Genomic DNA, 18942 nt, shown 5'->3' with positions numbered 1-18942 from the left:
GACGGCAGGTCACGGGTGGGTCAGGCGCACGGGCGCAGCCAGGAGAAGGTGATGGTGCCCCAGGGGAACTTGTTGACGTTGCAGATCCGGCTGGAGACCGCTGCGTTCCAGTTCACCTGGTAGAGCGGCGCCGCCAGGTGTTCGCCATTGAGGATGTCGAGCACTTCGGTCTGCAGCTTGCCGTAGGTTTCGGTGTCGTCCTGCGGCACCAGCAGGGCCGCCAGCACATCCTTGTCGAGCGTCGCGTTGGAGAACTGGATGTGGTTAGTGGCGCTGTCGGTGCGGTACATCCAGTAGGCCCAGTACATGAAGTCGTTCCACCACGGCCCCATCGAGTGGATGGAGACCTTTAGGTCGCGCTTGCCCCAGGCGATATCGTCGAAGGCGTTCTGGGTCAGCGGCTTGATCTGCATGTCGAGCCCGATGCCGCGCAGCGCATCCTGGATGATGACGCCGGCCGTCATGTTGCCCGAGCCCTGCACCACCGGCACTTCGAAGGCCGGCACGTTCCCGGCATACTTGCTCTCGGCCACCAGTTTCTTGGCCGCCTCGACATCGGTAGTGAATTCGGGATCGGCGACATAGCCGGGCGTGTTGACGCCGACGAGGTTCTGCACCGGGGTACAGAAGCCCTTGCACACTTCGGTCACCAGCCGCTCATAGGGGATCGCCTTGATCACCGCTTCGCGGATCTTCGGATCATCGAACGGCGGCACATCCGGCTTCCAGCGCAGCACAGCCACGTCCTGCTGCGAGGGCACCGAGAACACCTTGGTGTTCGGCGATTTCGACAACACCGCATATTCGTTGGGGGTCATGAAGGCGATGTCCGCCTCGCCGCTTTCCATCAGCAGCATGCGGGTCTGCGCATCCGGCACCACGCGGAACATCACTTCCGAATAGAACGGCTTGGCGTCGCCCCAATAGGCCTTGTTGGCGACGGCCGTCAGGTACTCGCCGTTCCGCTGCTCGCCCAGCATGTAGGGGCCGGAGCCCATGGCGTTCTTCTTGATCCACTCGACGCACCAGGTGTCCTCGGCGGTGCGGCCGGCCTCGCAGGCAGCCTTCGACATCACCGTCAGCGACATCGAGGCGAAGTTGCGCAGCGCATAGCGGCCGAGCCCATCGGGATAGGTGATCTCAAGCGTCTCTGGGTCGACCACCTTCATCTGGTCGACCTTGAAGATGCCGCCGGTTTCGATCTGCGTGGTACCCCAGCCCATGCGCCCCACCAGCGCCCGCTCGATCGACCAGTAGACGTCGTCGGCGGTGACGGGCGAGCCGTCCCAGAACTTGGCTGCCGGGTTGAGGTGGAAGGTCAGCACCTTATTGTCGGCGGAGATGTCCCAGGAACTGGCGAGCCGCGGCACGATCTTGGTCTGGTCGGCAATGCCGGTCGCCGGATCGATCTCGTAGGTCACCAGCGTATCGAAGAACTCCATCGCCAGCTGGCCGACGAACGCCGAGGTGTTCTGCGGGTCGAGCGTCGCGGGATATTCGTGATGGAGGTAAATCAGCCGCGGGCCCGAGCCGACCTGGTCGGGGCTGAGCGGCGTGGGAGCGAACTCCGTCTGAGCGATAGCGGGCAATGCGACGCTCGAGGCAACGGCAGTCAGCAGCGCCGCGGCAAGCGGCAGGACTCTGCGTTTGGACATACTGATCCTCTCTTCCAAAATTGGAGGCCAGTTCGTGCCTGGAAGCGGGGAGGAGGTCGCTTCCAGGCCCGATTGGCGACGAGGATCAGCATGTTTTCCGGTACCGTCCCGGACAAGTTCACCTTCGGCGCAAACGCGGATACCAACGTATCGTTAGCGGCTCGGGATCGATGCGGGAGCGAATGGACTGACCCTCTCCCCAGCGGGGAGAGGGGACGCACTTTGCGCCGGCAGTGCCACAACGCCCCCTCTCCCCGCTGGGGAGAGGGTCGGGGTGAGGGGCAGCAGCCATTGGTCCCTGCGCCCGCGTACTAGACCCCCAGCAGTGCCGAGACCTGCTTCGCCGTGACCTTGCGGCCGTAATCGGCAAGCTGGAAGCTCTCGGCAAACTCGCCGGCGCCGGACATGCCCGGCTGCGTGTACATGAACTCCGGCCAGTACTTGAGGATGAAGGCGCGTTCCGCCGCCCAATCGCCGATGACAGGTGCTTCGTTGAGGAAGCCACGCTCGAACGGCGCGAACTCGTAGAACTGCGTGGCGTGCGCGGCGCAGGCCCTGAGCTTGGCATCGATCGACGCGCCGACATCCACCACCACGTCGTGCTTGTGCACGTCGATGGCGCCGTAATCGGTCATCTTCAGGCAGATCGGTGCATCGGCGAGCGGCGGCACCTCCGGCACGATGTTGCCATTGGTGCAGAAGCCCGAGGCCTCGCGCACGGCACGGCCCGCCGCACGGTTGTCGAGATGGCCGGGGCAATCGTCATGGAAGGTAATGACGATATCGGCCTGCCAGCGGCGGATCGCCGAGATCACCGCGGTGCGCACCGCCAGGTCCGGCACCAGCTCACCATCGTGGATATCGAGGATCTCGTAATCGAGTACGCCGAGATGGCGGGCGGCCGTATAGGCCTCGCGAGCCCGGCGGCGCTGCAGCGGCTCGCGGTCCATCTGGTAATGGCCGGCATCGCCATTGGTCAGCGACATGAACTTGATGGCCGCGCCCTTGTCGGCGAGGAGCCGCATGGTGCCGCCGGAGTACATTTCCGCTTCGTCGGGATGGGCTTCGACGACGAGCACTTTGAGCGGATAATTCATTTGCGGCATTACTCCTTTGAAACATTCGCGCGCAGCGCATCGGCTGCCGCCTTGAGGGTCGCGCCACTGCGCGTGACGAACCCTTCGAGTTCGTCGAGGTCGGGGTGCTCCGAGAAATAGTCGTCGGGGGCGATCATCGTGCCCGCGGCAACGCCGTCCTCGAACAGTCGCGACAGGCGGACCAGCTCGAGGATTTCGCCCATCTCGGCATCGGGCTGGCGGGCCTGCCAGTCCGGATCGAACAGCGGGATCTGGTTCTTGTCCGAGCCCCAGACATTCTCGATGGTGAAGTTGGGGAAACTGCCGGCAGCGAACAGCGCGCCGAGCACCGCCTGCCAGTCGATCACCCCGTCGCCGCAGGCCCGCGTCTGCCGCTCCAGCCCGAGCGGGCGGGCGAACAGCACGATGTCGCGCATATGGGTCTTTTTCACATAGGGCGCGACTCGGCGGGTGGCCGCCACCGGATCCTCGCCGCGCACCACCACATTGGCGAGATCGAGCGTCACCCCCAGCGTGTCGGCGCCGACCTGTTCGATCAGCCGCACGATCTCCGCCGTGGTGATCTCCTCATGCGTCTCGACCGCGATGACCGCGCCGCGATCCCTGAGCACCGGCTTCAGCTTCAAAAGGAATTTCCGCGTCGCCTCGAGCTGGTCGCCCCAGTCGACATCGGTGCGGTAGCGGTCGATGGCGTGCAGCCCCCACTCGTGCCGCTGGTAGTTGGCGGTATCGCCCCACAAAGCCGTGCAGCCGATCGCCGTGGTCGCCTCGATCATCCGCGTCATGCCGAGGAGGTAATCCCCCTTGCCGACATCACGCACTTCCGGCGCCTCGGGCGTGTTGTAGGGGTTGATCTTCCCCAGCCCCATTTCGAGGTAGAGCCCGAGCTCATCGGCCCGCTGCTTCACTGCGGCGAGGAACCCAGCATCGAGCGTCGGCGAGACGTCGAGCACGGTGCGGAAGAACACCCCGGCATGGCCGAGTTCGGCGCAACGCTCGAGGAGTTTGATCGGGCCGAGTTCGGCGGCGCGGGGAAACTTCCGTCCGTCGATGCCGACGCGGACTTCGGGGATGTCTGTCACTGTCATGATGCGGGAACCGGGTTAGCGCTGGAGGTTTCGAGCCCGAGGCCGCCGGGAACGGCGGCGATGAGCTGGCGCGTATAGGCGTGCTGCGGGTTGGCGAGGACGGCCTTGGCCAGCCCTTCCTCGACGATCTCTCCCCGATGCATCACGGCGATGCGGTCGGCGATGTAGCCGGCGCTGACCACGTCATGGGTGATGTAGAGGACGGCGACGCCCTGCTCGTCGCGCAGGCGCGCGATCAGGTTGAGGATGTCGCGCCGGATCGACACGTCGAGCATCGATACCGGCTCGTCCGCCACCAGCAGTTTCGGCGAAGCCGCAAGCGCCCGGGCGAGGCCGACGCGCTGGCGCTGCCCGCCCGAAAGCTCATGCGGACGGCGGTCGAGATAGCTGGCGGTCGGGGTCAGCCCGACTTCGGTGAGCAGTGCCGCCACCCGGCCCTCGACATCGGTCTTGTCGCCGCCCGGCGCCGAGATCACCGCCCGGCGCAGGTGATGGCCGATAGTGTGCAGCGGGTTGAGCGAACCATAGACATCCTGGAACACCATTTGCGCGGCGCGCGGCTGGTGCGGCCGGCGGCGCGATACCGGCACCGGCGTCCGGCCATCGACCAGCACATCACCGGAGCTCGGGCGGGTGAGGCCGGTGACGATCCGTCCGAAAGTCGACTTGCCGCTGCCCGACGCCCCGACCAGCGCCACGATCTCGCCCGGCGCCAGCCGGAACGACACATCGTTGACCGCCACCAGGGCAGAGCGCCCGGTGAGCGGGTTGGTGCCATAGGCCTTGGTAAGATGCGCGGTTTCCAGCACCGGATGCGCCACCGATTTCGGCCGCGCCACCGGCGGGGTGGTGAAATCCACCTTCGGCGACGCGGTCAGCAGCGCCCGCGAATAGGGATGCTCCTGGTGCTGCCGAAACTCCGCCACCGGCGCCGTCTCGACGATTTTGCCGTCCTTCATCACCGCGATGCGGTCGGCCACCTTGAACAAGAGCGGCAGGTCGTGGGTGATCAGCAGCACGGCAAAGCCCATCTGCCGCTGCAGCGCCTTCACCGTGACGAAGATTTCCTGCTGCACGATCACGTCGAGCGCCGTGGTCGGCTCGTCGAGGATGATCAGTTTGGGTTCGAGCGCCAGCGCCATGGCAATCACCACGCGCTGCCGCTGCCCGCCCGACAGTTCATGCGGGTACGCCCGCAGGCGTTTGGGGTCGATATCGACCATCTGCAGCAGCTCGGCCGGCGTCCGCCGCACCGAGGAGGTGCCGCGATTGAGCGCCTCCTGCAACTGCCACTCGATCCGCTTCACCGGATTGAGCGAGGTCAGCGAGTTCTGGAGGACGATCGAGGCGGTGCGCCAGCGCAGCGCCCGCACCGCATTATCGTCCTCCGACAGCATGTCGTTGCCGGCAATGCGGATCTCGCCGCCGGTGATGATGCCGGGCGCCCGCAGCAGCCGCAGGATCGACTGGGCGATCGTCGACTTGCCGCAGCCGGATTCCCCGGCGAGCCCCATGAACTCGCCCGGCGCGATGCTGAACGACACCCGGTCGACTGCCGGGATGATGCTGTCCTCTCCGGCATAGCCGACGCTGAGATCGACGATATCGAGGGCGGGAACGTCAAGCATCGCGCTTCACCGGGGTCATGAGCGTGGCGCTCGGTTTCCTGACGCCGGCCCGGCGCATCAAGCGATCGGCGCGCAGCCGCGGGTTGCCGATCTCGTCGACCGCATTGTTGATCAGCGCCAGCGAGAAGGCTGTGAGCGCGATGGCCATACCGGGGACGACGAAGGTCCACCAGGCGCCGCGGATCAGGGCGGAACTGTTCTGGGCCCAGAACAGCATCGAGCCCCAGGTGATCTGCCCGCCATCGCCCAGCCCGAGGAACTCCAGCGACGCCTGAGCGGTGATGGCGAAGATCACCTGGTTGACGAAATAGGCGGCAACCACCGAGCCCATGTTCGGCAAGAGCTCGATAGCGACGATGCGCCAGCGGCTTTCGCCCACGTCTTCGGCAGCAGCGATGAACTCGCGTTCCCTGAGGCTGAGCGCCTGCGAGCGGAACAAGCGGGCTCCGAAGGCCCAGCCGGTGATGGTCAGCACCATGATCATGGTCAGCGGCCCGGGCGGCAGGAAGGCCGCCAGCACCACCACCAGCGGCAGGCCGGGAATGACGAGGAAGACATTGGTGACGAGCGTCAGCAGGTCATCGACCCAGCCGCGGAAATAGGCCGCGGTGAGCGCGACGATCAGTGCCAGCAGCGTGGTCAGCACCGCGATGGAGAAAGCAACCCACAGGGTGTTCTGCCCGCCATAAAGGAACTGGCTGAGCACATCCTGCCCCTGCCCGGTGGTGCCGAACAGGTGAGTAAGCGAGGGCGGCTCGTTGATGCCGCCGGTGGCGCGCTTCGGGTTATAGGGCGCGACGAGCTGCGCCAGGGCGCTGGCCGCGACCAGGGCGCCGAGAATGACCAGACCGACCGTCACCGGGATCGAGCCGAGGAGTTGCCGGCGCGCCTTGGCGCCAAAGGTTTCGCTGAGCGACATCTAGGCCTCCCCGCCCGTCCGCACCCGCGGATCGAGCAGCACGTAGAGCGTGTCGACGAAGAAATTCGCCGCCAGCACCGACAGGGTGATGATGAGGAACAGCGCCTGCATCAGCGGGTAATCGACGGCGCTGACGGCGCGCATCAGCGAGTAGCCAAGCCCGGGATAGGTAAAGACGATCTCGGTCAGGAGCTGCCCCGAGAACACTGCCCCCACCGCCGCGCCGAGCGCCGTGATGTTGGGGAGCAGCGCCGTGCGCACCGCATGCGACAGCAGCACCTGGCGCGGCTGCAGCCCCTTGGCTTCGGCGAGAGTCAGGTAATCCTCGCTCAACACGCCGATCATGGCGTTGCGCATGTTGAGCGTCCAAGGTCCGAGCGACACCAAGACGATGGTGAAGGCTGGCGCGATCAGGTGCATCAGGATGTCGCCTACACCAGCGAGGTTCAGCGCCGGCGGGTTGACGCTCGAATAGGCGTTGCCCATCGGGAACCAGCCGAGCTTGAAGCAGAAGACGTAGAACAAGAGCAGCGCCAAGAAGAAGTAGGGGAACGAGCCGAGGAACAGCAGGACTGGCGGCGTCAACCGGTCGAACCAGCCGCCGCGCCGCCACGCGGCGATGGCGCCCAGCACCGAACCAAGCACGAAACTGAGCAGCACCGAGGTGAGGCCCAGGAGGATCGACCAGCCGAACCCGGCGCCGATCACCGCCATCACCGGGGCAGGGAAATTGGAGAGCGAGCGGCCGAAATCGCCGCGCAGCACATTGCCCAGATAGCTCAGGTACTGCTGCAGCAGCGGCTCGTCGGTGAGCCCGTAGGCCGCCTTCAGCGCCGCCAGCGACTCGGCGTTCAGCGAGGTCGAATAGGTGGCGACGATGGTCGACGCCGGATCTCCCGGGGTCAGCCGCGGCAGGAAGAAGTTGACGGTGATGGCGACGAACGCTGCCAGCACATAGAACGCCAAGCGCTTCGCAATGTAATACATCGGCGGGCTCCGGGGAAAAGGAGGCTCCCACCCGCCAAAGGCGGGAGCTCCGTGTCACATAGTCGAGACGTGCGGCGCGTTAGTCGGCGCGGCGAGCCAGGTGCGGCCAGACCAGCAGCGGACCGTTGGTCATCTGCAGGCTGAGCGGCGCGTAGGGGTCCTGCTCGTTGGGGAAGCCGGTGAAGCGACGGGTGTTGTAGAGACCCCAATCCGGCTGCTCGTAGAGCGGGATGGCGGGCGCGGCGGCCGAGAACATGCCTTCGAGCTCGGCGATGATCGCCTTCTGCTCGGCCGCATCGGTCGAAGCGGCGAACTTGGCCAAGAGCTCATCGACCTTGGGGTCGCCATAACGCTGCTGGTTGTTGGGCGAGGCTTCGCCAACCGGCTTCACCGAAGTGGTCGCCATGTTGTTGCGATAGAACTCGAACGGCGTCGCCGTCCGCTGCGCCGTGCCGAGCGACAGCTGGAACTGGCCAGTGAAGGTCGAGTTGGTCCAGCTGTCCGCCGTGGTGGTGCGGAGCGTCACGTCGATACCGATATCCTTCAGATTCTCGGCGACGATCTGGCAGGCCGACACCCAGTCATTCCAGCCCGAGGGCACGATGATGTCGTACTTGAGGGGCTTGCCGTCCTTGCCGACGCGAACCCCGTCGGCGCCCTTGGCGTAGCCGGCGTCGTCGAGCATCTTGTTGGCGGCATCCGGGTCGATGCTGACCCATGCGGCGCCGTCGGCGATCACCTTGGCGTCGAGCCAATCCTTGAACGGCGCTTCCGGCAGGCCCGTGGCATTGGCGGCAACCGATTTGCCCCAGACACCGGTATTGATCATGCGCTGCCGATCGAGTGCCATGCTCATTGCCTTGCGCACCACTGGATCGCCGAGCGCCCCGTCGGTGGTATTGGCGAGCAGCAGCACCACTGAGGTGCGCGGCCACCAGTAGCCGAAATGCTCGGGATCGAGCGGGACGAACGTCACGTCCGGGTCGGGCACCAGCCCGCCCCAGTCGAGATTGCCTGAGAGCGTCGCGGCGCTGACCTGGTCGTTGCCGTTAAAGCCCTGGACGAATACGCCCTCGATGTTGAGCGGCTGCCAGTAGTTCGGGTTCTTGGTCACCTGGTAGCGATCGGTGCCGAAGGCATCGATGGTGGTGAACGGGCCCGTGCCGACCGGATCGGGGTTCTCGAAGGTCACCGGGTCGGCAACGTCCTTCCAGACATGCTGCGGCACGATGAACTGGTCGACCAGCGAGTAGAGGCCGGGCGTGTAGGTCGAGGAGAAGGTGAACTTCACCGTCTTGGCGTCAACCGCCTCGACCGAAGCGAGATACTGCCCGAAGGCGCCGGATGCCGGCCCGATCAGGCCGGGGTTCGCCTTCATCAGCTCGAAGGTGAACTTGACGTCGTCGGCGCTGAACGGCTGGCCATCCGACCACTTCACATCGTCGCGCAGGGTCAGCGTCAGGCTCAGCGCGTCGGCCGACCATTCATAGGCGGTCGCCAGCCACGGATCGAGCTTGCCGGTGGCATAGTTCTGGATCATCAGCGGCTCGTACATGGTGCGCGTGCTGACCCAGCGCGCCGTCGGCGAGAACGGGTTGAAGGTGCGGGTAAAGCTGTTGCCGCCCTCGGCCACGATCCGGACCAATTGGTCGAGCGGGACTTCGGCGAGCGCCGGAGCGGTGACGGCAAAGGCGGATACGCTGGCCAGTGCGCCCAGCGCCAGGGCGCGAAGGCTTGTGCGCAAACGTCCGATCAAGCCCGGGGAGGGCTGTTTAGGCACTGAATTGGTATGCATAATCGTCTCCGGGGAATGGGTGCTTCTCATCAAGTGGTCCAATCTCCTCACGGGAGGCCGCGTGCCGCGCTGCCTCCCGTGAACACACGTTCTCGAGCATGCTCGAGCGCGAGTTCTACGGCCCCCGCCCGCACGGCATTGCTGCTCACCGCGGTCGGGACAATCTGTGGAATGGCGATCGGCAGGGTCTTGAGGATATCGGCGACGCTGTCGGCCAGCGCCCGTCCTCCGGCGCGGCCGATGGCCCCGCCCAACACCACCATTTCCGGGTCGAGAATGCCGATCGCGCCGGTCAGCGCCGCGGCGACGCGGTAGCCGAGCTCGGCGAAGAATTTCGGATGCTTGTCGCTGAGCGCCGCCTGGCGGATCGCCTCGGCACTGTCCGGCCCGCGCAACTGGTGCGCCGCGACCAGGGCGTCGATCGCCGGCACGTCGAGCAGCGCTTCGACCAGCGCCATCTTCACCGGCTCGCCGGGCTTGGCCATCCGGTCCGGCACCATGGCGCCGCCCAGTTCGCCCGCAGTGCCGGTCGAGCCATGCATCAGCCGCCCGCCGATCACCACGCCGGCGCCGACGCCATCGCCGACCCAGAACAGGATGAACGACTGCACGCCGTTGGCGGCGCCGCACGCCATCTCCTCGATGGCGACGAGGTTCACGTCGTTCTCGATCAGCACATGGCGATGCCCGAGCACGCTCTCGAGCGCCTCGGGGATGTGGTAGCCTTCCCAGTTGGGGAGCTGCTGGCCCTTGCGGAGGTTCCCGGCCCGGATATCGACGATGCCGGGGAGACCCACCGCCAGCTGGTCGATATCGCGCACCGTGATCCCGGCTTCCCGGGTGACGCTGTTGAGCACCGAAGTCAGCCGCTCATGCGCGTCATAGCGATCGCCCGGCTCGGCAGCGTGCCGGAAGCTGGCAATGGTGTTGCCGGTGATATCGGAAATGGCGGCATCGATGCCGTGGGAGCCGACATCGATGCCTGCAACGAACCCGGAGCGGGGCTCGAGACTCCAGAGGCCTGCCTTGGGGCCATAGGTGCCGGCCTTCTCTCCGTCGCGACGGATAAGGTTTGCCGATTCCAGCCGGCGCAGCAGATCCGACATCGCCGGCTTCGACAGCCCGGTGAAGGCCTCGAGCTCCATGCGCGTCAGCGAACCCTCCGCGAGCAGCCGCTGCAGCACGGCTTTCTCGTTGAGGTTGCGCAGCAACCGGGGGCTGCCGGAGAGGATCTGCATGTCCATCTGAGACCGTCTGGTAACTTTCCTTACAGTCTGATATCGAACCATCCCGAACGTATTGTCAAGCGGCTCGCTGCCGCCTCACTGCTCCTGTGGATGTCCGATGACCACTGCTCTCCCGATTGCCCTGCTGCACCAACGGCTAAGCGCCGGCCGCGAGCTGCTAGAGCGGCATGGCCTCGACGCCATCGTCGCTTTCTCGGCGCCGCGCGGCCTCGCCGCCGCCACCCAGTCGAGCGGCAATATCGGCTGGTTCACCAACTTCACCCCGATGTGGGCGCCCTCGATGCTGGTGATCACTCCGTCCGACGCAGTGATCATCGCCCCCGGCAAGAACGAGGCCCGGCTGTTCACCACCCGCGTCGGCGGCCTCTACCAAGTCGAGATCGCCGGCCCTGCCGGCCTCGTCGCCCGCGCCTCGGCCATCGCCCATGCCAGCCGCTGGCGTGTCGGCGTCGCCGGCGCCGACGAGATGACGGCGAAACTCGCCGCGACCTTCGCTTCGTCCTTCCCGCGCATGGTGCGGATCGACCCGATCCTTCAGGCGATGCGCCTCGACCGCGACCCGGCCGAAACCGCGCTGCACCGCCGCGCTGCGGAAATCTCCGACGCCATGCTGGCCCGCGCCTTTGCCTATGCCGCCGAGCCCCAGGCCACCCCGGCCCGCCTGATGGCCGAGGTCGAGCATGCCGGTCGCGCCCTTGGCGCCGACGTTTCGCGCCTCTGGCTTTCGACCGGCCCCGAACCGCCGGTGACCTATTTCGAGATGTTCGAGCTGCCGCTCAGCATCGCGCCGGGCGATCGCGTGCAGCTCGGCACCATGGTGTCTTTCGAGGGCTATTTCGCGCAGGGGCTGCGCATCGGCAGCCGCGGCAAGCCGGCACCCGAGCTCAGCGACGCCGCCGCGCGCCTGCTCGACATCCAGGATGCTGCGCTCGCCGCCCTCGTTCCCGGCCGTCCGGTGCACGAACTGGTCGACCTGCTCGAAGCCCGCATCGACGCGATCTGCCCCTATACGCGCGACAGCGACCCGTTCCGCTTCCAGTCCTGCCACGGCCTCGGCCTCGACTACAGCGAGCCGGGCCTCGCCGAAGCCCTGTCGCCGCGCCGCGACAAAAACCGCGACGCTGACGGCCCGTTGCTGCGACCGGGCATGGTGTTCGAGATCCACCCCAATTTCACCCTGCCCGGCCTAGGCCATGTCTGCGCCGGCGATGTCGCGCTGGTGACCGACAGCGGCGCCGAGTGGTTGACCCGCTTCCCCCGCGGCATCTTCCCGATCGACTAGGAGTTTTGCGATGTTCTCACTGATGCGCGGCAGTATCCCGGATGCCGGCAACGACCCGCTCGACACCATCAGCAAAGCCGCCGCGCTCGGCGCCGGCGAAATCACCTTCTACAGCCTGTTCGAACTGAGCCCGACGCTCGACCCCGCGGTACTGCGCGAACTCAAGGCCGAAGCCGACAGCCTCGGTATCGCCATCGCCGCGAGCCTCGACTGGCTCAACCCACTGCGGCTCGACCGCCACGGTCGCGAGCTGCAGCTCGGCGACGGCGACCTCGCCCGCGGTGTCCAACGCCTGCTGGAAACAGGCGCCTCGCTCAGCATGCGCGAGATGTTCTTCACCATCGGCACGCTCGAAGACCGCGCCGGCAACTGGCGGGCCCAGCTTGACGCCGTCGCGACGCTGCTCACGGGCCTGACGCCGGTGCTCGCCGATCTCGGCATGCGCGCGCTGGTGAAAACTCACGAGGAAATCACCTCCTACGAGTGCCTTGAACTGGTCGAACGCGTCGGCCCCGACACCCTCGGCATCTCCTACGACCCCGCCAACATGCTGGTCCGCCTCGAAGATCCCCTCGCCGCCGCCCGCCGCCTCGCTCCGCACATCACCCAGGTGCACATCGACGACGCCACCCTGAGCTTCGAAGGCGACACGGCTCTCCGCCGTCACCTCGCCCCGGTCGGCCAGGGCATCATCGACTGGCCAACCCTCCTCGCCCTGCTCCCCACCGCAAAGCCGCTGATCGAACTCCACCGCGGCCAGTTCGCCATCCCTGCCTTCGACCCCACCTGGCTAGCCAGCCAGCCCTACATCGAACTCCCCGAATACGCCGCGCTGGTGCAGTCGGCCCGCTTCACGCGCGAGCAGCTGCCGATCGACCAGAACGACATCACCCTGCGGCTGCCGGCGGCGCTAGAGATGGTGAGGTTGTGAGATGCTGATTGAGACCTAGAGCGAGACGGGGGCTCCGCGCAATAACCATTGAATTGGATGCGACGAAGTCGTCCGCTCCGCCCTCCGCGGGCAAGAGCGCTTGGGGACATCGAGCTAGTCGGTCATTCCCTTCTTCGGCTCGCCACTGCCCGGACCCAATCTGTGAGCTCTCTGTCCGCCCCAAGCGCATTCGCCGCATCGATCCAATCCGTTTCCAAGGCACAATCCGATGTGCGCGGAACCTGGGTTGAATCGATGAGAGCATCGAGGGCTTCATTCACCGCGTCTACTGACCTTGTCTTGATAGCTTGGCGCATCAAGTTGCCAGCAGCAAAGTTCACATAGACTCTCTCACTCACTGCCTGGGCAAGTGCTGCGGTGGCACAGGCGAGCCCCTCCAAGGGTTTTCCGACATCGGACAGCGTCCCAGAAAGCGACATGAGAGAGAGAATATCCTGAAACTCCTCATGGCGGGCGACAGCTATGCGCTCCGCCGCACTCAGGCAGCCCTGCAGCAGACACTCTGTAACGGCCCCACCGTAGAGCGTGGACCGCAATATGGGATCCTCGGTTTGAGCCAGCATGTCGATCAAAAGGGAGGCGCTCTCTGGAGCATCCACGCCAAAAACCGAAACGACTTTCTCTCGAAACTTGGCGACATGTCGCAACAAATTCCTAACTTCGGTTCTGTCCAAGCCGATTTCCTCACTATTTTGGACGTTTGAGCGGCTGCCATTCATCGACGTCAAATGTCACCCTGTGTTGGTAGTGCGGGCAAGACACACGAGGAAATTACCTCCTACGAGTGCCTGGGGAGCAGGTCGAACGCGCCGACGCCCTCGGCGTCTCCTGCGACACGGCCAACATGCTTGGTCGTCTCGGAGCCCCATCGCCGCCGCCCGCCGCCTCGCCCCCTCACGTCACCCAAGTGCACATAGACGACGCCACCCTGAGCTTCGAAGGCGACACTGCGGGGGTTAGCCGCCATCTCACAAGAGATCGAGCGCGTCATCCGGGGGCGGAAGGACGAATGCCTCGAAAAGCTCTTTGTTCGTAGCGGCTGAATGAGCCTGGCGACGGTAGTCGCCATGACTTTCGGGTCCTCAAGGTCCATATTCTGCTGGCTATGGTCCGACTCCAGGTAGCCGATGATTAGCTTTCGCAAATCATCGGTGCTGTACGGAATCGGGTGTGAAAATCGGACCGAGATCCGCACTAGCCCGAACATAAGGTCCAGAATAATCCGCGGAAATTTCTTGTTCACCGGGCCGATTCTATCGATGCCGTCGATTCGTCGGACTACGCCGTCACGCTCCATGACGAGCGATCCAACATTTCGCTTCAGCACCGATGCACGTGGGCCTTGTGCCTGTTCAAACGCCCACGTGCTGACCGGGAACACTTGCCGGTCTGTTACGGAGAAAAGCAGCACTGTGTAGTGCCCAGCAACTGCATCCATTTTCACCTCGTCCATAGCTTTATCTGTGCGTGCCGTGCCTGCCGCCGGCAAGGCGCCATCGACCGCACTCCACGATTGGCTTCGCCGAAGCGTCCACTCCAGCGCTCAGACACGGCAGCCTCTCATTCTGCGCTCTCCGAAGGGCGTAGTTGACGCCGTCGCGGATTCCAGCTGTACTCAGTTCACTATCCAAACTGTGAGTTCATCTAGTGAATTCTTCAGACGATCGCTACGCCATTCGATCCGTGGATCGGGCCGTCGACATTCTCGCCGCCGTGGCCGGGAAGAACGGTGTGCTCACCGTCGACGGCATCGTTACCGAGACCGGTCTGCCCAAGAGCACGGTGTTCCGGATTCTCGCGACGCTGACGGCGCGGCGGTTGCTGGATCGCGACGAGCAAAGCCAGACCTATCGGCTCGGCATGCTGTCGCTGGTGATCGGCGCGCGGGCGATGGGCGAACTCGATCTTCGCCGCTCGGCCCGTCCGCATCTCGAGAGCCTCGTCGCCAGCACCGGGGAGACCGTGCACCTCTCGATCCTCAGCGAGGACAATGCGCTCTGCGTCGACAAGCTCGACGCCTCGCGCTCGATGCGCATGGCGAGCTTCATCGGCTTCCTCGATCCGCTGCATTGCAGTGGCGTCGGCAAGGCGCTGCTCGCCTTCCAGGACGAGCCGGTGCGCCAGCAGCTGATGGCGCGCATGCGCTTCGAGCCGCACACCCCGCACACCATCACCGACCCCAAACGGCTCGCCGAACAGATCGTCGAGATCCGGGCGCGTGGCTATGCCATCGACGACGAGGAAATCGAGCAGGGGCTGCGCTGCGTCGCGGCGCCGATCCGCGACCATTCCGGCGCCGTCGTCGCCGCCGTCAGCATTTCCGGCCCCACCACCCGCGTCACCCAGGATGGCCTCGGCGAGCTCGCCAGGGCCGTCGAGGCATGCGCCCTCGCCATTTCCGAAGAACTCGGCGCCCCGCTGAAAGCCAACCCATGATCATCGACGTCCACTCGCACACCCCGCAGTTCCGCCACGCCGTGCCGCCGGAAAACCGGCGCCTGCACCACACCTGGCGGCCCGACCGCTCCGTCGATTCCGTCTATAGCTGGAACGATTTCCTCGCGGCGCAGCAGCCGGCCGATAAGTCGATCGTCTTCGGCGTCGCCTGGGCGCCGGGCGAAATCACCGGTGGGGTCAACGGCTTCAACGAGCCGGGTGACGTGGCGATCGGCGTCAACGATGCCACCTCGGCTTTCGCGCTGGCGCATCCCGATCGCCTCATCGGCTTCATGTCGGTGCATCCGCATGACCCCAAGGCACTCGAGGAGATCGAGCGCTCGCGCACCGACCTCGGCCTCAAGGGCATCAAGATGGGCGCCAACTACCAGGTGTTCGAGCCGCTGGAGAGCCGGGCGCTGGCCATCTATCGCGAGGCCGAACGGCACGGGCTGCCGATCCTCTTTCACATCGGCACGTCGCCGGTCCGCACCGCGCCGATCAAGTACGCCCACCCGCTGGTGGTCGACGAAATCGCCATGCGCTACCCGAACCTCAAGATCATCATGGCCCATATGGGCCACCCCTGGACGGTCGATACCGCGGTGGTGATCCGCAAGCACCCCAATGTCTATGCCGACGTCTCGGGCCTCTTGTACCGGCCCTACACCTTCTACGAGGGAATGATCAAAGCCACCGAGTGGAACGTGCTCGACAAGCTGCTGTTCGCTTCGGACTACCCGATCACCACCCCGGCCGAGACGCTGCATGCGCTCCGCACCGTCAACGCCATCGTCGAAGGCACGGCGCTGCCGCGCGTTCCCGCCGACAAGATCGAACAGATCATCCACCGCGACAGCCTCACGCTGCTCGGCCTTTCCTAAGACCGGTACTCCTATGCATATCGAGAAATCCAAGAGCATCACCGAACGCGCCACCAAGGTCATTCCCGGCGGCGTCAACTCCGCGACCCGTCGGCTGAGCCAGCCCTATGCCTGGGAATGGGCCGAGGGCGCCTATATCCGCGACGTCGACGGCAACACCTATCTCGACTATCACGCGGCCTTCGGCCCGATCGTCCTCGGCCACAACGACCCCACGGTGAACGCCGCCGTCGCCAAGGCGCTGACCGGTCCAGACATGGTCGGGGTCGGCATCACCGAGCAGGAAATCATGCTCGCCGAAAAGGTGGTGCAGCACGTGCCCTCCGCCGAGATGGCGCTCGCCTTCTCCTCGGGCTCGGAAGCCACCTACATGGCGGTGCGGCTGGCGCGCGGCGTCACCGGCCGTGAGAAGCTGATCAAGTTCCAGGGCACCTTCCACGGCTGGCACGACTACCTGCTGATGAATATCGCGAGCCCTGCCGACAAGATCGGGAAGAAAGATCCGGGCAGCGCCGGCCAGCTCGCCGACGCCATCGACAACACCATCATCGTGCCGTTCAACGACCTCGCCGCCACCGAACAGGCGATCCTCGACCACCCAGGCCAGATCGCCGCCATCTTCATGGAAGCGATCCCGCACAATATCGGCTGCGTGCTGCCACGGCAGGATTTCGTCGAGGGGTTGCGCCGGCTCTGCGATCAGCATGGCATCGTCTTGGTGTTCGACGAGGTGATCACCGGCTTCCGCCATGGGCTCGGCGGCTACCAGTCGGTGCTCGGGGTGAAACCCGATATCAGCACCTTCGCCAAGGCCATCGCCAATGGCTATCCCTGCGCCATCATCGCCGGCAAGCGTGAACTGATGCTGCAGTTCTCGACCGCGCCGGGCGGCAAGGTATTCGTCGGCGGCACCTACAACGGCCATCCGGTCGGCTCGGCCGCGGCGCTGGCCACCATCGCGGCGCTCGAGGACGGCACCATCTACGAGCGCACCTTCCGGCTCGGTGATCGGATGCGCGCCGGCCTCGCCGAAATCGCCGCACGGCTCGGCATCGAGATGGTGTCGGCGGGCTTCGGCTCGGTGTTCACCCCCTATTTCATGAGCGGCAAGGTCGAGCGCTACGAGGATCTCCTCGCCAACGACACGGCCCGCGATGTCGGCTTCCGCCAGGGCATGTGCGAGCGCGGCATCTTCATGCTGCCCATGCCGATCAAGCGCAACCATATCAGCGCCGCGCACACCGATGCCGATATCGACCGGACGCTCGAAACCGCTGAAATCGTTATGAAAACTCTGCGCTGAGCTCATGCTTTTCATATGCGAAAAGTCGTATTGATATATGATTGCAGCCGTCATAACGTTGCGATCTGACGACAGGCAGTGAGGCAACAGGGAAGCGCCTCGCCTGCCGACCGGTTGGGCCACATGGCTCGGCTGAGAATGTCGAGAGCGGGTCCGTTGGGCCGGGCCCGGAGGCCTGCAGCCTTGGCTGCGGGAGAACAAGCGTCGTCCGCGACGTGTTGTCGGTTCAGTTCGTCAAGGAGGGAAAGCTATGACGACCACTAATGCCACCCGGGGCTTCGGTTCGCTGAACCGCCGCTCCTTCCTCAAGGCTGGCGGCGCATCGGCGCTGGCCGCCAGCCTCCTGCCGGGTCTCATGACCGGCACCGCCAAGGCCGCTTACTCGGGCACGCTCGATATGCTGGCCTGGGACTTCCAGCCCGACACCATCAAGTCGCTGGTCGGTGAATGGACGGCGGCGGGCAACCCCGCGGTCAATGTCGCGGTGATCCCGAACCTCGGCTACACCCCGGCGCTGCAGACCCGTCTGCGCGGCGGCGACAAGATCGATCTCTATTACAACTTCGCCTACAACTCGCAGAAGTTCGTCAACGAGGGCTGGGCCAAGACGCTGAACGGCCTGCCCGGCGTCGATGACATGATCGCCGACATGTTCGAGAGCGCCCGCGGCCGCCACGTCAATGCCGCCGGCGACATCATCAGCGCCCCGTATTTCTCGGCCGTGCACATGCTGCACTACAACGAAAAATTCCTCGCCGATGCCGGCCTCGCCGTGCCGACGACGCTGAAGGAAATCTACGACGCCTCGAAGTCGCTGCAGTCGACCGTCGCCTCGCCCTACGTCGCCTACTGGGTGAAGGAATTCTGCGAGGAATACCTCCACACCTACCTGCTCAATGAGCAGATCACCGCCTTCGACGATGCCGGCCAGCCGGTGTTCGCCGATGACCCTAAGACCGTCGGGGTGTTCGAGTGGTGGCAGGCCATGTACCAGGAGGGCCTCGCGCCCAAGTCGCTCCTGACCGACGATCCGGGTAAGCTCAGCAACGAGATGGCGCAGGGCAACGCCGCCTTCTACGTGCTGCACCACTACTTCCTGACCTCGATCCGCTCGCTCGAAGGCCCGCAATCGGCCAACGTCAAGACGGCTCCAGCCGGTCCGTCGACGCTACAGATCGGCGAAGTGCTGCAGATGGGCCAGTCCGACAGCGATGACGAACGTCTCGCGACCTGGGACCTGATGAAGTACTACGGCTGGAAGGACACCGACGGGAAGTTCAAGGTGTTCAACCAGTGGGCCAAGGCCGCCGGCCTCGCCGCCCCCTATGCCGGGTTCTTCACCGACCCCGAAGTGGTCGCTTCGTTCCCCGACTATTACGATCTCGCCTTGCTGTCCGACACCTTCGCCACCAAGTCGAACGTCGTGCCGGCCCGCACCCTGCCCTGGTACCCGGATTTCCAGGCCAAGGTCGGCGACATCGTCCATGCCCTGCTGCTCGGCCAGGCCACCCCGGCGAAAACCGTCGAGGACCTGACCGCTGCCGCCAAGGGCGCCCAGGGCGGCCGGACGCTCTAGCCGTTAGGCGCGGAGCCCGCTGCACCTCTCCCTTGGGGGAGAGGTCGGCGCGTAGCGACGGGTGAGGGGGCCTTCCCACGCCCGGCGTTTGCG

16 protein-coding genes are annotated in these 18942 nt (G+C 65.3%); 6 read left to right on the top strand and 10 right to left on the bottom strand.

All coding sequences use genetic code 11. From position 1 onward, the window contains the following. Window positions 1-20: 20 nt before the first annotated feature. The 8 genes from ASC68_RS05390 to ASC68_RS05355 form a co-directional block, all read right to left on the bottom strand. Entirely contained in the window at window positions 21-1655 is a 1635-nt protein-coding gene (locus tag ASC68_RS05390) for an ABC transporter substrate-binding protein (RefSeq protein ID WP_055875806.1), read from the bottom strand. A 311-nt stretch (window positions 1656-1966) separates the two neighbouring features. Next, window positions 1967-2752, bottom strand: coding sequence for a PIG-L family deacetylase (locus ASC68_RS05385; RefSeq protein ID WP_055875803.1), 786 nt, complete (start codon window positions 2750-2752; stop codon window positions 1967-1969). Window positions 2753-2760: 8 nt separating this feature from the next. Then, window positions 2761-3840, bottom strand: a complete 1080-nt coding sequence (locus ASC68_RS05380; protein WP_055875801.1) for a sugar phosphate isomerase/epimerase family protein — start codon at window positions 3838-3840, stop codon at window positions 2761-2763. Beyond that, entirely contained in the window at window positions 3837-5468 is a 1632-nt protein-coding gene (locus ASC68_RS05375; RefSeq protein WP_055875797.1) for an ABC transporter ATP-binding protein, read from the bottom strand. Before ASC68_RS05375 ends, ASC68_RS05380 begins: the two co-directional genes overlap by 4 nt. Next, window positions 5461-6387 carry an ABC transporter permease gene (locus ASC68_RS05370; RefSeq protein WP_082527901.1) on the bottom strand — a complete coding sequence of 309 codons (927 nt, stop codon included), beginning with the start codon at window positions 6385-6387 and terminating at the stop codon, window positions 5461-5463. The genes ASC68_RS05375 and ASC68_RS05370 overlap by 8 nt, the downstream gene beginning before the upstream one ends. Beyond that, window positions 6388-7374 (bottom strand): ABC transporter permease, encoded by a 987-nt coding sequence (locus ASC68_RS05365; RefSeq protein ID WP_055875792.1) that lies wholly within the window; start codon window positions 7372-7374, stop codon window positions 6388-6390. It lies immediately after the preceding gene. Between the two features lie 79 nt (window positions 7375-7453). Beyond that, window positions 7454-9118 (bottom strand): ABC transporter substrate-binding protein, encoded by a 1665-nt coding sequence (locus ASC68_RS05360; RefSeq protein WP_055875789.1) that lies wholly within the window; start codon window positions 9116-9118, stop codon window positions 7454-7456. A 98-nt stretch (window positions 9119-9216) separates the two neighbouring features. Further along, window positions 9217-10413: an ROK family transcriptional regulator gene (locus tag ASC68_RS05355; RefSeq protein ID WP_055875787.1), complete on the bottom strand. Its 1197-nt coding sequence runs from the start codon at window positions 10411-10413 to the stop codon at window positions 9217-9219. A 100-nt stretch (window positions 10414-10513) separates the two neighbouring features. On the opposite strand from ASC68_RS05355, the gene ASC68_RS05350 reads away from it, so the two are divergent. After that, the gene (locus tag ASC68_RS05350) at window positions 10514-11698 is read left to right on the top strand and encodes a M24 family metallopeptidase (protein WP_055875785.1); all 1185 of its coding nucleotides are present in this window, start codon (window positions 10514-10516) and stop codon (window positions 11696-11698) included. A 10-nt stretch (window positions 11699-11708) separates the two neighbouring features. Further along, the gene (locus tag ASC68_RS05345) at window positions 11709-12629 is read left to right on the top strand and encodes a sugar phosphate isomerase/epimerase family protein (protein WP_055875782.1); all 921 of its coding nucleotides are present in this window, start codon (window positions 11709-11711) and stop codon (window positions 12627-12629) included. A 122-nt stretch (window positions 12630-12751) separates the two neighbouring features. On the opposite strand, the gene ASC68_RS05340 is transcribed toward ASC68_RS05345, so the two are convergent. Both ASC68_RS05340 and ASC68_RS05335 read right to left on the bottom strand, forming a co-directional pair. Continuing rightward, window positions 12752-13324, bottom strand: a complete 573-nt coding sequence (locus ASC68_RS05340; protein ID WP_055875779.1) for a hypothetical protein — start codon at window positions 13322-13324, stop codon at window positions 12752-12754. A gap of 104 nt (window positions 13325-13428) precedes the next feature. Then, window positions 13429-14103 carry a hypothetical protein gene (locus ASC68_RS05335; RefSeq protein ID WP_055875776.1) on the bottom strand — a complete coding sequence of 225 codons (675 nt, stop codon included), beginning with the start codon at window positions 14101-14103 and terminating at the stop codon, window positions 13429-13431. A gap of 194 nt (window positions 14104-14297) precedes the next feature. Here ASC68_RS05335 and ASC68_RS05330 point away from each other — a divergent pair, with 194 nt between their 5' ends. From ASC68_RS05330 to ASC68_RS05315, 4 genes are all read left to right on the top strand, one after another. Further along, on the top strand, window positions 14298-15086 hold the full coding sequence (locus tag ASC68_RS05330; protein ID WP_082527898.1) for an IclR family transcriptional regulator: 789 nt from the start codon (window positions 14298-14300) through the stop codon (window positions 15084-15086). After that, a complete protein-coding gene (locus ASC68_RS05325; protein ID WP_055875772.1) occupies window positions 15083-15970 on the top strand; it encodes an amidohydrolase family protein in 888 nt (295 codons plus the stop codon). Before ASC68_RS05330 ends, ASC68_RS05325 begins: the two co-directional genes overlap by 4 nt. A 13-nt stretch (window positions 15971-15983) precedes the next feature. Continuing rightward, complete coding sequence (locus ASC68_RS05320; protein ID WP_055875770.1) at window positions 15984-17273, top strand: aspartate aminotransferase family protein; 1290 nt, start codon at window positions 15984-15986, stop codon at window positions 17271-17273. Window positions 17274-17523: 250 nt separating this feature from the next. Beyond that, a complete protein-coding gene (locus ASC68_RS05315; RefSeq protein WP_055875768.1) occupies window positions 17524-18849 on the top strand; it encodes an ABC transporter substrate-binding protein in 1326 nt (441 codons plus the stop codon). The last annotated feature ends 93 nt before the right edge of the window (window positions 18850-18942 follow it).

The organism is Devosia sp. Root105 (genome assembly GCF_001424865.1).
Taxonomy (GTDB): Bacteria; Pseudomonadota; Alphaproteobacteria; order Rhizobiales; family Devosiaceae; genus Devosia_A.
Note: the sequence above shows the minus strand (reverse complement) of the source record. Positions and strands in the feature narration are given on the sequence as shown.

Bases quoted from the DNA above. Each gene is read 5' to 3' on its own strand.
- ASC68_RS05390 (WP_055875806.1), bottom strand. From the start codon at position 1,655: ATGTCCAAACGCAGAGTCCTGCCGCTTGCCGCGGCGCTGCTGACTGCC.
- ASC68_RS05385 (WP_055875803.1), bottom strand. From the start codon at position 2,752: ATGAATTATCCGCTCAAAGTGCTCGTCGTCGAAGCCCATCCCGACGAA.
- ASC68_RS05380 (WP_055875801.1), bottom strand. From the start codon at position 3,840: ATGACAGTGACAGACATCCCCGAAGTCCGCGTCGGCATCGACGGACGG.
- ASC68_RS05375 (WP_055875797.1), bottom strand. From the start codon at position 5,468: ATGCTTGACGTTCCCGCCCTCGATATCGTCGATCTCAGCGTCGGCTAT.
- ASC68_RS05370 (WP_082527901.1), bottom strand. From the start codon at position 6,387: ATGTCGCTCAGCGAAACCTTTGGCGCCAAGGCGCGCCGGCAACTCCTC.
- ASC68_RS05365 (WP_055875792.1), bottom strand. From the start codon at position 7,374: ATGTATTACATTGCGAAGCGCTTGGCGTTCTATGTGCTGGCAGCGTTC.
- ASC68_RS05355 (WP_055875787.1), bottom strand. From the start codon at position 10,413: ATGGACATGCAGATCCTCTCCGGCAGCCCCCGGTTGCTGCGCAACCTC.
- ASC68_RS05350 (WP_055875785.1), top strand. From the start codon at position 10,514: ATGACCACTGCTCTCCCGATTGCCCTGCTGCACCAACGGCTAAGCGCC.
- ASC68_RS05345 (WP_055875782.1), top strand. From the start codon at position 11,709: ATGTTCTCACTGATGCGCGGCAGTATCCCGGATGCCGGCAACGACCCG.
- ASC68_RS05335 (WP_055875776.1), bottom strand. From the start codon at position 14,103: ATGGACGAGGTGAAAATGGATGCAGTTGCTGGGCACTACACAGTGCTG.
- ASC68_RS05325 (WP_055875772.1), top strand. From the start codon at position 15,083: ATGATCATCGACGTCCACTCGCACACCCCGCAGTTCCGCCACGCCGTG.
- ASC68_RS05320 (WP_055875770.1), top strand. From the start codon at position 15,984: ATGCATATCGAGAAATCCAAGAGCATCACCGAACGCGCCACCAAGGTC.
- ASC68_RS05315 (WP_055875768.1), top strand. From the start codon at position 17,524: ATGACGACCACTAATGCCACCCGGGGCTTCGGTTCGCTGAACCGCCGC.